We start from the raw sequence: 13,890 nt of genomic DNA on the forward strand, positions 1-13,890 counted from the left end.
ATGACCGACGATGACGGCTGCCCCTTCGAGGGCTGCTGCCCCCGGCGGAACAGCAGCGTGCGGCTGATCGACGCGCGGATGCCCGAGCTGGCGCGGTGCCTGACGCTCTTCCGGTACGTCCAGGCGGTCACCGGAGGCCCGGTCGCGCGGATCGACCAGGCGGGCAGCTACGCGGTGCCCAGCGTGCGCGGCGACGCGTTCGCCGTGCGCCCCGGCGAGATCGCGCTGCGCCTCGACGGCGCCGGCGTCGACTCGGCCGTGGTCGTACGGGACCAGGGCACCGGCGAGGTCGCCCTGCACCTGTTGGACGCGGACGGCCGGACCGCGCACCAGGGGCGGCTGCTCTCCGACGGGGACCGGCTGCTGGCCGGTCTCGCCCGCACGGTCGGCGCCGGCACCCGGGGCGTGGGACCGGCCGCGCCTCCCGAGGTGCCGATGTGGCAGAACGGCGACCAGCTCGCCCAGCTCGACGCGGTCCTCGCGGACGGCGGGGCCGCCCGGCGCGCGGCGTTCGACCGGTACCGCGGCGAGCACCGGGAGATCGACGCCCGGGTGGTGCCGGAGGTGCTCGACCACGTCTGCTCCGTCGGACTGCCCGTCGGCGTCGCCGTGTTCGCCCCTTCGGCCATGCAGGCGTGCGCGGGCCGTGTCCACGTCACCGACCGGACCGCCGACGGGCGGGTCTTCGCGGCGATCGACCAGAGCTCGGTGGAGATCGACCTCGCGGCCGTCCGGGCCTGCCGGCTCGTCCGCGCCACGGCGGCGCACGGCCCGACCTCGGCCCTCGAACTCGACGACGCGGACGGCCGCTGCGTCGCGGTCCTCACCCAGTTCGGGATCGTCGGGGAGCCGGTGCACGCGGCCTGGGAACACCTGGCGGCCTCGCTGCCCGACGCGTAGCCCGCGGCGGCGTCGACCCGGATGTCCGGATCGAACTCCCTTTGCCCTCAGGTAAGTTCGGGCGCGACCGGTTGTTCGAAGAGAGGAACGCTGTCTTGCGCAAGTTCCACCGCCGACTGACGTCTGCACTCGGGATTGCCGCGGCCTCCGCGTCGGCGCTCGCCCTGGGTGTCGCCCCGGCCCTGGCCGCCGGCGAGGTCTACGAGGCCACCAACTCCATCGTCTCGGCCGACATCACCGCGAAGACCTACTTCGCCGCCGACGGCGAGATCCTCACCGCCCTCGACATGGCGAAGGACGGCCACGGCACCGCCGCCCAGTGGCGCTACAACTCGAGCTCCGCCACCCACTCGTACTACAACGGCTACGGCTACGCCGTCGCCCACGACTGGGACCTGTCCTTCGCGGAGGGCACCACCCTCCAGATCCGCGCCTGTCTCCAGGAGGGCTCCGACGGCACCCCGTACTCCTGCGGCGGCTGGCAGTACGCCAAGGCCTGACGGTCACCGGACGACGAAGGGGCGGGCCCGCGGGCCCGCCCCTTTCGTGACCGCTTAAGGTCGGGACATCCCGTCCGTCGTCGATCCGGAGGTCGCACATGCGGATCTCGCAGCGGGCCGAGTCCGTCGCCCCGTTCTACGCCATGGAGTTCGGCAAGCACGCCGCCGCCCTGGAGGCCCAGGGCCACCACGTGATCAAGCTCAGCCTCGGCGAACCCGACTTCGGCGCACCCCCGGCCGTCGTGCGGGCCATGCGCGATGCCATGGACGGACGGCCCATGAGCTACACCGAGGCGCTCGGCATGCCCGCCCTGCGGCAGGCGATCGCGGGGTTCTACGGCGAGCGGCACGGCGTCGACGTCGACCCGGGCCGTGTCGTCGTGACCGCCGGTGCCTCGGCCGCCCTGGTGCTGGGCGCGGCCGCGCTCGTCGACGCCGGGGACGAGGTGCTGATCGGCGACCCGTCCTACCCCTGCAACCGGCAGATCATGGAGAGCTTCGGCGCGCGGGTCACGCTGGTGCCGACCAGTGCGGCCTCCCGGTTCCAGTTGGACGCGGAATCCGTGCGGGCGCACTGGACCGAGGGCACGCGCGGGGTCATGGTCGCCACGCCGTCCAACCCGACGGGCACCTCGGTGCCGGGTGACGAGCTGGCCGCGCTGTGCGAACTCGCCCGGGAGCGGGACGCGTGGCGGATCGTCGACGAGATCTACCTCGACCTCGGCGACCACGACGAGCGGGACCGGCCGCCGCGCAGCGCGCTGTCCTACGATCCCGACGCCGTCGTCATCAACAGCTTCTCCAAGTACTTCGGCATGACCGGCTGGCGGCTCGGCTGGTGCGTCGTCCCGGAGATCCTCGTACCGGCGCTGGAACGCCTCGCTCAGAACTACTTCCTGTGCGCCTCGACCCCCGCTCAGCACGCCGCCCTCGCCTGCTTCACCCCCGAGTCCCTCGCCGTCTGCGAGGAGCGGCGCGCCGAGTTCGGGCGGCGGCGCGGGCTCGTCCTGGACGGCCTGGCGCAGATCGGGCTGCCGGTGCCGGTGCCGCCGGACGGGGCGTTCTACGTCTACTTCGACGTCAGCGGCACCGGGCTCACCTCGTGGGAGTTCTGCGCCCGGGCACTCCAGGAGGCGCATGTGGCTCTCACCCCGGGCCGGGACTTCGGCGTGGGCACGGCCGAGACCCACGTACGGCTGTCGTACGCGGCCTCCGGTGACGCGCTGCGTGAAGGGCTGGCCCGGCTCGGGAAGTTCGTCGCCGCGCTGCGGTAGGGGATCGCTTCACGGAACGCACACAGACTTTCCCCCGTAACTTTAAACTTCAAGCGTTACGCTGCTGACTCCCCCCACAGCACAGGAGAGTCGTGTGAGCGACGGCGACGTAGTGGTGATCGGTGGCGGTTACGCGGGTGTCCGCATCGCCAGAAGGCTGGACGCGACCGCGCGGGTCACGCTCGTGGATCGCAAGGAGGTCTTCTTCCATCGCATCGCCTCGCTGCGGGCGGGGGTGCGACCGGAGTGGTCGGTGACGCCCTTCATCCCGTACGACCGGCTGCTCAGCGGCGGCCGGGTGGTGCTGGGCAAGGCGCTGCGCATCGACACCGAGGCCCGCCAGGTCGTCCTGGCGACGGGGGAGCGGCTGCCGTACGACGTGGTGGTGATCGCCACCGGCGCCGACTATCCCGAACCGGCCCGCTTCAACGGCACCACCGTCGAGGAGGCGGTGAAGGGGTTCGCCGGGCACCAGCAGGCCGTGGCCGGTGCCGGGCACGTCCTCGTCGTCGGCGGCGGTCCCTCCGGTGTCGAACTCAGCGCGGAGATCCGCCTGGCCCGGCCGGACGCGCGGGTCACGCTGGCCCACTCCGGCCCCGCGCTGCTGCACGGCACGGGCAGCGAACGCGCCGGACGCAAGGCGCTGGCCTGGCTGGAGGCGCACGACGTGGAGGTGCGGCTGGACTCCTTCATGTCGCCCGGCTTCGACTTCGGCACCTACCGCGACGCGCACGGCAACGTCATGGAGGCCGACCTCTCGTACTGGGCCACGGGCACCACGCCCAACACGCTCTGGCTCCGCCTCGCCGGCCACGGCGACTGGCTGAACCCCTCCGGACACGTCAAGGTCGACCGCACGCTCCGGGTCGACGGCCGCCCGGACGTCTTCGCCGTCGGCGACGTGAACGACGCCACCGAGCTCAAGATCACCCCCGCCGCGCTCGCCCAGGCCGAACTCGCGGTCCACAACATCCGCGCCTACCTCCAGAGCCCCGGCAGACACCGCAAGGAGCCCCGCTTCTACCGGCCCGTCCACCGCACCCCGCTGATCGTGCCCTTCGGCCCGGCCGACGGCATGACGCTGCTGCCGGTGCCGGGCGGGGAGAGCGCGGTGCTGGGCGGGCGGACGTCGGTGCTGGCGAAGGCGAAGACGCTGATGACGCCCTACATGCGCAAACAGCTGGGCTACACGGCCGCGTGAGCCGGCGGGCCCGGGGCCCCAGCCTCAGCCCTTCGGCCGCCGCCCGCTGCGGCGCGGTGCCGGGTCCGCGCCGTCGAGGAGTTCCAGACGCCGTTCCTCACCGTGCTCCTCGACCTGGAGGACGACCTGACGCAGACCGTCGGCGAGGTCGCGGCACTCCTCGGCGCTGAGCCGGGAGGCGACGAACGCCTCCTCCTGGTTGAACGCGGGGAACAGCCGTCGCATCAGCGCCTCGCCCTCCTCGGTGAGGCTGAGCAGCACCAGCCGGCCGTCGGTGGGATGCCCGGCCCGCTGGAGCAGCCCGCGTCCCTCCAGCGTGCGCGCGACGCCGGTGAGCGTCCCCTTGGAGATGCCCGCCTCCTCGGCGACATGCCGGGTCTCCGACTCGCCCCACACCCACACCACCCACAGCACGACGAACGCCGTCCACGTCAGGTCGGCGCCGCGCAGCACGGAGTTCTCCAGGTGCTGCCGTACGGCCGAGGCGGCGCGGTGGATGTTGGCGACCACCGCCATCTGGTCGCGGTGGATCGGGATCCCCCCGAGCTTCGCCGCCGCCAGTTTCTCCGCTTCGGTGATGGACCGCTGGCCGGGCACAGGCACGCTCCTTTGATCGTTCGGACTCAAATTGTACGAGGTCGCAGGCGGGTCGCGAAGAAAAGCGGGAACGCCCCGGCCCGCCCGTGAAGGCCGGCCGGGGCGTCCCGGTGATCAGACTCAGACCAGGTCGAAGCGGTCCGCGTTCGACACCTTGACCCACGCCGCGACGAAGTCCTTCACGAACTTCTCCTTGGCGTCGTCGCTCGCGTAGACCTCGGCGAGCGCGCGGAGCTCGGAGTTCGAGCCGAAGACGAGGTCGGCACGGGTGCCGGTCCACTTGACCGCGCCCGAGGCGTCACGGGCCTCGAAGTGGTTCTGGTCCTCGGACGTCGACTTCCACTCGGTGCCCAGGTCGAGCAGGTTGACGAAGAAGTCGTTCGTCAGGACACCGGGCGTCTCGGTGAGGACACCGAGGGACGTGCCGCCGTGGTTGGCGCCCAGGACACGCAGACCGCCGACGAGGACGGTCAGCTCGGGGGCGCTCAGGCCGAGCAGGTTCGCCTTGTCGAGCAGCAGGTACTCGGCCGGGAGGCGGTTGCCCTTGCCCTGGTAGTTGCGGAAACCGTCCGCGGTGGGCTCCAGGGCGGCGAAGGACTCGACGTCCGTGTGCTCCTCGGTGGCGTCGACACGACCGCCGGTGAAGGGCACCTCGATGGCGAAGCCCGCGTCCTTGGCGGCCTTCTCCACCGCGGCGGCACCGCCGAGGACGATCAGGTCGGCCAGGGAGACCTTCTTGGCGCCGGAGGACGCGTTGAAGTCGGCCTGGACGCCTTCCAGGACGCGCAGGACCTGGGCCAGCTCGTCGGGCTGGTTGACCTCCCAGCCGGCCTGCGGCTGAAGGCGGATACGGGCGCCGTTGGCACCGCCGCGCTTGTCGCTGGAGCGGAACGTGGACGCGGACGCCCACGCGGTCGTCACCAGCTGCGAGACGGTCAGGCCCGAGGCGAGCAGCTTGGCCTTGAGCGCCGTCACGTCGGCGGCGTCGATGGCCTCGCCCTCGGCCTGCGGCAGCGGGTCCTGCCACAGCAGGGTCTCCGCCGGGACCTCCGGGCCGAGGTACAGGGACTTCGGGCCAAGGTCACGGTGGGTCAGCTTGTACCAGGCGCGGGCGAAGGCGTCCGCGAACTGGTCCGGGTTCTCGTGGAAGCGCTTGGAGATCTCGCCGTAGACCGGGTCGAAGCGCAGCGAGAGGTCGGTGGTGAGCATCGTGGGGAGCTTCTTGGAGTCGCTGTGGGCGTCGGGGATGATCGCCTGCGCGTCCTTGGCCACCCACTGGTTGGCGCCGGCGGGGGACTGGGTCAGCTCCCACTCGTAGCCGAAGAGGATGTCGAAGAAGTCGTTGCTCCACTGGGTGGGCTTGGTGGTCCAGGTGACCTCGAGGCCCGACGTGATGGCGTCGCCGCCCTTGCCGGTGCCGTGGGTGCTGGCCCAGCCGAGGCCCTGGGCCTCGATCGGGGCGGCCTCGGGGTCGGCGCCGACGCTCTCCGCCGGGCCCGCGCCGTGGGTCTTGCCGAAGGTGTGGCCACCAGCGATGAGGGCGACGGTCTCCTCGTCGTTCATCGCCATGCGGCGGAAGGTCTCGCGGATGTCGCGGGCCGCGGCCAGCGGGTCCGGGTTGCCGTTGGGGCCCTCCGGGTTGACGTAGATGAGGCCCATCTGGACGGCGCCGAGCGGGCTCTCGAGCTCACGGTCGCCGGAGTAGCGCTGGTCGTCGAGCCAGGTGGTCTCGGGACCCCAGTAGACGTCCTCGTCGGCCTCCCAGACGTCGGCGCGGCCGCCGCCGAAGCCGAACGTCGAGAAGCCCATCGTCTCCAGCGCCACGTTGCCCGTGAGGATCATGAGGTCGGCCCAGGAGATGGACTGGCCGTACTTCTTCTTGACCGGCCACAGCAGACGGCGGGCCTTGTCCAGGTTGCCGTTGTCCGGCCAGCTGTTCAGCGGCGCGAAACGCTGCTGACCACGCCCACCACCACCGCGGCCGTCGCTGATGCGGTAGGTGCCGGCGCTGTGCCAGGCCATGCGGACCATCAGCGGGCCGTAGTTGCCGAAGTCGGCCGGCCACCAGTCCTGGGACTCGGTCAGTACCGCGGCGATGTCCTGCTTCACGGCCGCCAGGTCGAGGTTGTTGAACGCCTCGGCGTAGTCGAAGTCCTCACCGAGCGGGTTCGCGACGACCGGGTCCTTCGCAAGGATCTTCAGGTTGAGCCGCTCCGGCCACCACTGACGGTTGCCACCGCCCTGGGTGGGGTGTGCGGCGCGCTCGTGCGCGACGGGGCATTTGCCTTCAGCGGCGCTGTTCTCGGACATGAGGGGAAATCCTTCCGGGGGGTGTGGTGCTCAAGCCTTGCGGGCGGTGGAACAGGAGGGGCACAGGCCCCAGTAGATGACCTCGGCCTCGTCGATCGCGAAGCCTCGGTCGTCGGAGGCGGTCAGACAGGGCGCGTGCCCGACCGCGCAGTCGACGTCGACGACAGCCGCGCACTCCCGGCAGACCAGGTGGTGGTGGTTGTCGCCGACCCGGCCCTCGTACCGGGCGGGGCTGCCCGGTGGCTCGATACGGCGGACGAGTCCCGCCGCGGTGAGCGCGTGGAGGGCGTCGTAGACGGCTTGTGTGGAAATGTGGCCGACCCGGTCCCGGACCCCGGAGGCGATGGCATCGGCTCCGAGATGATCACCGGCGCGGACGGTCTCCAGGAGCGCGACGCGGGCGGCCGTCACCCGCAGGCCGGCCCCCCGCAGATCCCCTGCGGTGGTCGGAGGCTGCGGTGAAGTCATGGGGGCCAACCTACCCCCACAAACACGAATGGTTCAAGAAATGGATTCGTTCCAAGTATGTGCCGTGTCGTGTCACCCACTGTTGGCCCGCCCGTCGCCCGAGCGACGACGTGATCAGGCAGAGCGCCTCCCGAGAGCAGCCGTCCCACCAGCCTGGCCGCCGTGCCGGGCGGCCCGGGGGCGGGCGCCGGGGGTCACTTCGTACGCGCTGCCGCCCGCGCCGGGCAGGCGGCAGGCCGGCACCGGCCGGGGGTTGCCCGTTCGTCGCCGAGTGACGGCGTGATCAGGCAGAGCGCCTCCCGCGGCCCTTCACCACCGCAGCCATCGCACCAGCTCCACCGCCGCGCCGGCAGCCGCCAGCCCTGTGCCCGCGAGGGTGAGCGCCTGGGCCTGGCGGCCGGGTGGTGTGGGGCGGGTGCCGAGAGCGATGCTGTATCCGCCGCCGCCGCCGTCCGTGCCGGGCAGGCCGCGGGTCGGCACCGAGTGTTGGCCGTTCATCGCCCCAGCGACGACGTGATCAGGCAGAGCGCCTCCCGCGCCCCCTCATCGCCGCAGCCGTCGTACCAGCTCCGCCGCCGTGCCGGCCGCCGCCAGGCCCGCCCCCGCGAGGGCGAGCGTCCGTGCCGCGCGTCCGGGCGGCGCGGGACGGGCGCCGGGGGCGACGCCGTACGCGCTGCCGTCGGTGCCGGGCAGGCCGCAGGCCAGTAGTTCGGCGAGGTGGACCGCCTCGTGGCCGCCGCTGTCGAGCTCGTGGATCTGGGTGCGGCAACTGAAGCCGTCGGCCAGCACCGGGGTCCCCGGGTCCGCCTCCCGCAGCCGGGGCAGCAGTTCACGCTCCGCGCACGCCTCGCTGATGTCCAGGTGGCCGGGCTCGAAGCCGAAGTTGCCGGCCAGCCCGCAGCAGCCGGAGTCCAGGCGCTCGGCGTCGACCCCGGCGCGGCCCAGCAGCTCCAGGTCGGCCTCCCAGCCCAGGACCGCGTGCTGGTGGCAGTGCACCTGCGCGAGCGCGTGCGCGGCGCGGTCCGGCACCCGGGGCGGCTCGTAGCCGGGGGAGTGCTCGGTGAGCAGCTCGGCGAGGGTCACGGTCCGCTCGCGCAGCCGGCGTACGTCGTGGTCGCCGGGGAACAGGTCGCCCGCGTCCGACCGGAACACCGCCGTACAGCTCGGTTCGAGGCCGACCACCAGACCGCCGTCGCGGACGTGCCCCGCCAGTCGGCGTACGGTACGGCCCAACACCCGCTCGGCGACGCCGAGTTGCCCCGTGGAGATCCAGGTCAGTCCGCAGCACAGCGGCTCGTCGGGGAGCTCGACCCGCCAGCCCGCGTGCTCCAGCACCCGCACGGCCGCCTGTCCGACGTGCGGGTGGAAGTGGTTGGTGAAGGTGTCCGGCCAGAGCAGGACGCTGCCGCGGGCCCCGTCACCGTACGGCTCGTGCCCGGCGAACCACCGCTGGAGCGTCTGCCCGGCGAACAGCGGCACCTCGCGGTCCTCGACGCCCGCGATCGCGACGGCCGCCCGGGACAGCGGCGGGGTGTGGGTGAGGGCGTTGACGACCGGCCCGAGCCGGGCACGGCCGACGGTCTGGGCGAGGACGGGCAGCCAGCCCATGGACAGATGGGCGCGCGGCCTGCGCCACCAGCGGCCCTCGTAGTGGTGGGAGAGGAACTCCGCCTTGTACGTGGCCATGTCGACATCGGCCGGGCAGTCCTTCTTGCACCCCTTGCAGGACAGACACAGGTCGAGCGCGTCCCGTACCGCCTCCGACCGCCAGCCGTCTCGGACCGCGCTGTCGCCGTGTCCGTCGAGCATCTCGAAGAGCAGCCGGGCCCGGCCGCGCGTGGAGTGCTCCTCCTCCCGGGTGACCTGGTACGACGGGCACATCACCGAGCCCTTGGACTCCAGCTGCCGGCACTTGCCCACGCCCACGCACCGGTTGGCGGCCTCGGCGAAGGACCCGCCGTCGTCGGGGAAGCGGAAGTGCAGGTCGCGGGGGTCGTGCGGGGCCCAGTCGGCGCCGAGGCGCAGGTTCTCGTCGAGCCGGTACGGGGCCACTACCTTCCCGGGGTTCATCCGGTCGAGCGGGTCGAAGACGGCCTTCAACCGGCCGAAGGCCGCGACCAGCCGCTCCCCGAACATCCGGGGCAGCAGTTCACCCCGGCTCTGTCCGTCCCCGTGCTCACCGGACAAGGAGCCGCCGAACTCCACGACGAGATCGGCGGCGCGTTCCATGAACCGCCGGTAGCCGGCGACCCCTTCGGCGGAGTACAGGTCGAAGGGGATCCGCGTGTGCACGCACCCCTGCCCGAAGTGGCCGTACAGACTCGGCCCCGTGTCGCTCTGATAGCCGAACTCCTCGAACAGGCCCCGCAGTCGGCGCAGATAGTCGCCCAGCCGCTCCGGTGGCACCGCCGAGTCCTCCCAGCCCTCGAAGGTGTCCGGGTGGCCCGGGACATGCGCGGTGGCCCCGAGCCCGGCCTCCCGCACCTGCCACAACTGCTCCTCGTGCGCGGGCTCGTCGAGGAACGCGACCTCGGGGTCGTGCTCGCTCTCATGCAGGGCGTCCAGCATCCGGTGCGCCCGCTCGTCCGCCTCCTCGACGGTGTCCGCCCCGAACTGCACCATCAAGTAGGCGTCCCCCTCGGGGAGTTGGGCGCGTGCCTCGGGGTTGAGGTGCTTGAGTCGTTCGTCGCGCAGGAGGTAGGAGTCCAGGCCCTCCAGCGCGATCGGCTCGTACGGCAGGATCTCCGGTACGGCGTCGGCGGCGCGGTCGATGCCGGAGAACCCCAGGACCACCAGCACCCGTTCCCGCACCACCGGCACCAGCTTCAGCTCGGCCCGCAACACGGTGACCAGCGTGGACTCGCTGCCGACGAGCAGTCCGGCGACGTCGAAGCCGTGCTCGGGCAGCAGGGAGTCGAGGTTGTAGCCGGAGACCCGGCGCGGGATGTCGGGGAAGCGGCGGCGGATCTCGTCGGCGTAGGTCTCGCGCAGGGCGCGCAACTGCCGGTAGACGGCGGCCCGCAGATCCCCCTGCCGCTCGATCTCGGCGTACTCCTCGTCGCTCGTCCCGCCGCACCAGAACCGGGTGCCGTCGTAGAGCAGCACCTCCAGCCGGGCGACGCTGTCGACGACCTTGCCGTACGCCTGCGCGGTGGCGCCGCAGGAGTTGTTGCCGATCATGCCGCCGATCGTGCAGTTGGCGTGGGTCGCGGGCTCCGGCCCGAACCGCAGCCCGGTCGGGGCCAGTTGGCGGTTGAGGTCGTCGAGGACGATCCCGGGCTGGACGACACAGGTACGGGCGTCGGCGTCGACGGACTCCAGCTCGTGACAGTACTTGGACCAGTCGAGCACGACCGCCGTGTTGGTGCACTGCCCCGCCAGACTCGTCCCCCCGCCCCGCGACAGCACGGGCGCGCCGTGCTCCCGGGCGACGGCCACCGCCTCCGCCGCCGCCTCGGGTGTACGCGGTACGACGACCCCGATCGGCGTCTGCCGGAAGTTGGAGGCGTCGGTGGAGTAGGCGGCCCGGCTCCCCGCGTCGAAGCGGACCTCACCGTCGACACGGTCCCGCAGAGCGGCGGCCAGGGTCCGCGCGTCGACCGCGCTCCCTCGCCGTACGACGGGATCGGGCAGGTCCGAGGCGCCCATGGCCCTCCTCCGGTGGTGCCGCCGACAGGGTGCGGCCCGGGTACCCGGGGCACGTCGCGGCAATCGGCGGCCGACGGTCACCGGCCCGGCGGGCGTGGGCGGCTCAGCCCTCGGTGAGCCCCGGCAGCAGGCCGCGCATCGCCTCGCACTGTTCCGGTCCCACGACCCGGGACAGGGCTCCGGTGACCGTCTCGGCGAGGGCGGCCGAGGCCTCCTGGAGCAGGCCGCGCGCCTTCTCCGTGAGGGCCACCTCGATGCCGCGCTTGTCGCCGCAGACCGAGCGGCGGCTGACGAGGCCGGCGTGCTGGAGGCAGGCGATCTGGTAGGTGAGGCGGGTCTTCGGGCGGCCCAGGAGTTCGGCGATGCGGGTCATGCGCAGGGCCGACCCGGGCTGCTCGGCCAGCAGGCACAGGACCAGGAACTCGTCGTGCGAGACGTCCAGGGTGTCCTTCACCACCGAGCGCAGCTGCTGCTCCACCGCCCCGGTCGCCGCGAGCAGCACCATCCAGGCGCGCAGCTCGGGGGGCAGCAGTCCGCCGCCCTGCGCGTTCAGGCATTCGAGCTGGTCGGCGGGTTGCTCGTCGGGGTGGGCCATGGATCGAGTGTACCTGTTGTCCAAATTTGAACGAGGGGGTTGTTCAGATTTGGATAACCGGCTAGCGTGAGGTCATTCAAATTTGGATTACCGCATCAGTGCGGGAATCGGACGAAGGAGCCCCCCATGACCGTCGCCGTGGAAACCGGAACGTGGCAGCTCGACACCACCGCCTCGACCGTCGCGATCAAGCACAAGTCGATCTGGGGGCTCATCACCGTGAAGGGCGCCTTCACCGCCGTCACCGGGCAGGGCGAGGTCCGCCCCGACGGGTCCGCCGTCGGCACCCTGACCCTGGCCGTCGCGTCCCTGGACACCAAGAACCCCAAGCGTGACACCCACCTGAAGGGCCCCGACTTCTTCGACGCCGACAACCACCCCGAGCTCACCTTCGCGGTCCGCAGCGCGGAGCTCCGCGACGGCGACAAGGTCCACGTCATCGGCCAGCTCACCGCGCGCGGCATCAGCCGCCCCCTGACCCTCACCGCCCGCCTCACCGGCGTGGACGCCGACGCCCTCACCCTGGACGCCGAATTCTCGGTGGACCGCAACCAGTTCGGGATGGGCTGGAACCAACTCGGCATGATCGCCCGCCTCACCACGGTCACGACCACGCTCCGCTTCACCCGGACGGCAGCCTGACGTACGTGGTCGACAGCGTCTGCGGTACGGCGGTGAAGGCCCGCAGCCGGATCCGTACGCCCGCCCGAGGCAGTACGTACCTCCCGGCGGGCGGCCGGAGTTCATAGCGTGCCGTGGCGTGGGCGGGCAGTGAGGCCGGCCCCCGTACGACCCTCCAGTACTGGCTCATGCCCTGGCTCGCGGTGAGCATGAAGTGGGGTGCGAGGGCGCTGCCGGCGGTGTTGGTGACCCGGATCGTCAGCCGGTCGCCGGAGACCGACCTGGTCCGGTGCAGCCCGGTGAGCTCCATCCGCAGGGGCGGTGAGCCCGTCGCCGCCACCGCGGCGCTCACCAGGGCCGGGGACAGCACGAGCAGGGCGACGGCGACCCGGGCCGGGCGGGAGGTCGGACGCAGCCTCGGCTGCCACGCCGCCGCGAACTCCGACGTCGGCGCGGTGACCGCGGCCGCCAGCCACAGCGGCGTCATCATCAGGTAGTAGCCGTCCTGCGATCGCGTCGCCAGGAAGAACGCGCACCAGGGCAGCACGGTCGCCGCGGGCCCCAACCGCCGTACGAACAGCACGAACAGCACCAGCAGACCCGCCGCCAGCAGCACGCTCGCGTGGGAGTACCAGTCGAGCCGGTCGCTGCCGTTCGTGAGGTAGATGGAGACATCCACCAGCCCCTGGCCGTGCAGCACCGCGCCCTGCGTCAGCGGCAGGGCGACCCCGGTGAACCAGTGGCCCGGCTCGCTCACGACGAAGTACGTGTTGATCAGCAGCCATACGGTGACGGCGACCCCGGTGATCCGCAGCACCACCAGCGCCGCGCCCCGCCCGCCCAGCTCCCCGCGCCGCACGGCGTGGAGGCCGGCGAGCAGGAACGGCGCCAGGAACCACGGCAGTTGCTGTGCCGCGCAGGCCGCCCCCAGACACGCGGCCCGGGCCAGTCCGGCCGCGCCGAGGCGTCCGCCCCGGCCGATCCGCGGCCAGCCCACCACCACCGGCACCAGCAGGGCCAGCGCGAGGATCGCCGGATAGCCGAGCCGGGCGTACTGCGGCAGCATCGCGAAGCCCAGACACACCATGGTCGCCGCCGGCCGCCACGGCGCCGGCAGCATCCGCCACAGCACCACCGCCCCGACGACCAGCGCACCCGTGCTCATCGCGGTCGCCGGGGCGGCGCCGTGCCCGAGCCACAGCAGCGGCGCGGTCAGCAGCGGGGCGAGCGGGGGATAGCCGTACGTGAAGTCGTAGCCGCCGGTCACCGTCGGGGTGAGGGCGACGCCGTGGCCGAAGAGCCAGGGCCACGGCCGGCCGTACACCGGGTGCCCCGCGACCAGCTCCCGGGCGGCCTGGGTGGTCAGCAGCGCCTCGTCACTGCCCTGGTGGAGCACCGACCAGGCACACAGCGTCAGGGTCACCGCCGTGACGAGCACGCACAGGTCGACGCGGGCCAGCGAACGGGTCCGGCGCACCACCAGCGCCAGCACCCCGCACACCAGGATCGAGGCGTAACAGACCGAGATGACCGCGGCCACCGCGACCCGGTGCGAGGCCGCCTGGGTCCACACCGCGCGCGTCCCGATGAGGAGGCTGATGTCGGCGAGCAGGGTCAGGACGCGATGCCACTGCGCGGGGGACTCCGGGGCGGGGGACACCGCCGGCCGGGTCAGCCGGCCAGGGGTCACCGGCTTCAGTTCTGCCAAGTGCACGGCACCGGAACGTAATCGCGCCCGGTGAGCGAGGCGGTGGGGGAGGTGAAGAGTCCGGTAGG

Annotated in this window: 12 protein-coding genes; 5 read left to right on the forward strand and 7 right to left on the reverse strand. The window is 72.4% G+C overall.

Annotated elements, in window-relative coordinates; translation table 11 throughout:
* From ABKA17_RS11060 to ABKA17_RS11075, 4 genes are all read left to right on the forward strand, one after another.
* On the forward strand, positions 1–900 hold the full coding sequence (locus tag ABKA17_RS11060) for a hypothetical protein (protein ID WP_353691778.1): 900 nt from the start codon (positions 1–3) through the stop codon (positions 898–900).
* A gap of 95 nt (positions 901–995) precedes the next feature.
* On the forward strand, positions 996–1,400 hold the full coding sequence (locus tag ABKA17_RS11065) for a hypothetical protein (protein ID WP_353691779.1): 405 nt from the start codon (positions 996–998) through the stop codon (positions 1,398–1,400).
* A 98-nt stretch (positions 1,401–1,498) separates the two neighbouring features.
* Positions 1,499–2,674 (forward strand): pyridoxal phosphate-dependent aminotransferase, encoded by a 1,176-nt coding sequence (locus ABKA17_RS11070; protein ID WP_353691780.1) that lies wholly within the window; start codon positions 1,499–1,501, stop codon positions 2,672–2,674.
* Between the two features lie 94 nt (positions 2,675–2,768).
* A complete protein-coding gene (locus tag ABKA17_RS11075) occupies positions 2,769–3,875 on the forward strand; it encodes an NAD(P)/FAD-dependent oxidoreductase (protein WP_353691781.1) in 1,107 nt (368 codons plus the stop codon).
* 24 nt (positions 3,876–3,899) lie between these two features.
* On the opposite strand, the gene ABKA17_RS11080 is transcribed toward ABKA17_RS11075, so the two are convergent.
* The 6 genes from ABKA17_RS11080 to ABKA17_RS11105 all read right to left on the reverse strand — a co-directional run bounded on the left by ABKA17_RS11080 (position 3,900) and on the right by ABKA17_RS11105 (position 11,493).
* A complete protein-coding gene (locus ABKA17_RS11080) occupies positions 3,900–4,472 on the reverse strand; it encodes a MarR family winged helix-turn-helix transcriptional regulator (RefSeq protein WP_353691782.1) in 573 nt (190 codons plus the stop codon).
* A 120-nt stretch (positions 4,473–4,592) separates the two neighbouring features.
* Positions 4,593–6,782 (reverse strand): catalase/peroxidase HPI, encoded by a 2,190-nt coding sequence (gene katG / locus ABKA17_RS11085; protein ID WP_353691783.1) that lies wholly within the window; start codon positions 6,780–6,782, stop codon positions 4,593–4,595.
* A 30-nt stretch (positions 6,783–6,812) separates the two neighbouring features.
* On the reverse strand, positions 6,813–7,250 hold the full coding sequence (locus ABKA17_RS11090; RefSeq protein ID WP_353691784.1) for a Fur family transcriptional regulator: 438 nt from the start codon (positions 7,248–7,250) through the stop codon (positions 6,813–6,815).
* A gap of 309 nt (positions 7,251–7,559) precedes the next feature.
* On the reverse strand, positions 7,560–7,748 hold the full coding sequence (locus ABKA17_RS11095; protein ID WP_353691785.1) for a hypothetical protein: 189 nt from the start codon (positions 7,746–7,748) through the stop codon (positions 7,560–7,562).
* Positions 7,749–7,793: 45 nt separating this feature from the next.
* Positions 7,794–10,898, reverse strand: a complete 3,105-nt coding sequence (locus tag ABKA17_RS11100; RefSeq protein ID WP_353691786.1) for an FAD-binding and (Fe-S)-binding domain-containing protein — start codon at positions 10,896–10,898, stop codon at positions 7,794–7,796.
* 103 nt (positions 10,899–11,001) lie between these two features.
* Positions 11,002–11,493 carry a MarR family winged helix-turn-helix transcriptional regulator gene (locus ABKA17_RS11105; protein ID WP_353691787.1) on the reverse strand — a complete coding sequence of 164 codons (492 nt, stop codon included), beginning with the start codon at positions 11,491–11,493 and terminating at the stop codon, positions 11,002–11,004.
* Between the two features lie 126 nt (positions 11,494–11,619).
* Here ABKA17_RS11105 and ABKA17_RS11110 point away from each other — a divergent pair, with 126 nt between their 5' ends.
* A complete protein-coding gene (locus tag ABKA17_RS11110; protein WP_353691788.1) occupies positions 11,620–12,135 on the forward strand; it encodes a YceI family protein in 516 nt (171 codons plus the stop codon).
* On the opposite strand, the gene ABKA17_RS11115 is transcribed toward ABKA17_RS11110, so the two are convergent.
* Positions 12,116–13,822, reverse strand: coding sequence for a hypothetical protein (locus tag ABKA17_RS11115; RefSeq protein ID WP_502994222.1), 1,707 nt, complete (start codon positions 13,820–13,822; stop codon positions 12,116–12,118). The two genes, ABKA17_RS11110 and ABKA17_RS11115, sit on opposite strands and share 20 nt — an antisense overlap.
* Positions 13,823–13,890: the final 68 nt, after the last annotated feature.

This window comes from Streptomyces sp. RG80, from assembly GCF_040446465.1.
In the GTDB taxonomy this organism is placed as follows: domain Bacteria; phylum Actinomycetota; class Actinomycetes; order Streptomycetales; family Streptomycetaceae; genus Streptomyces.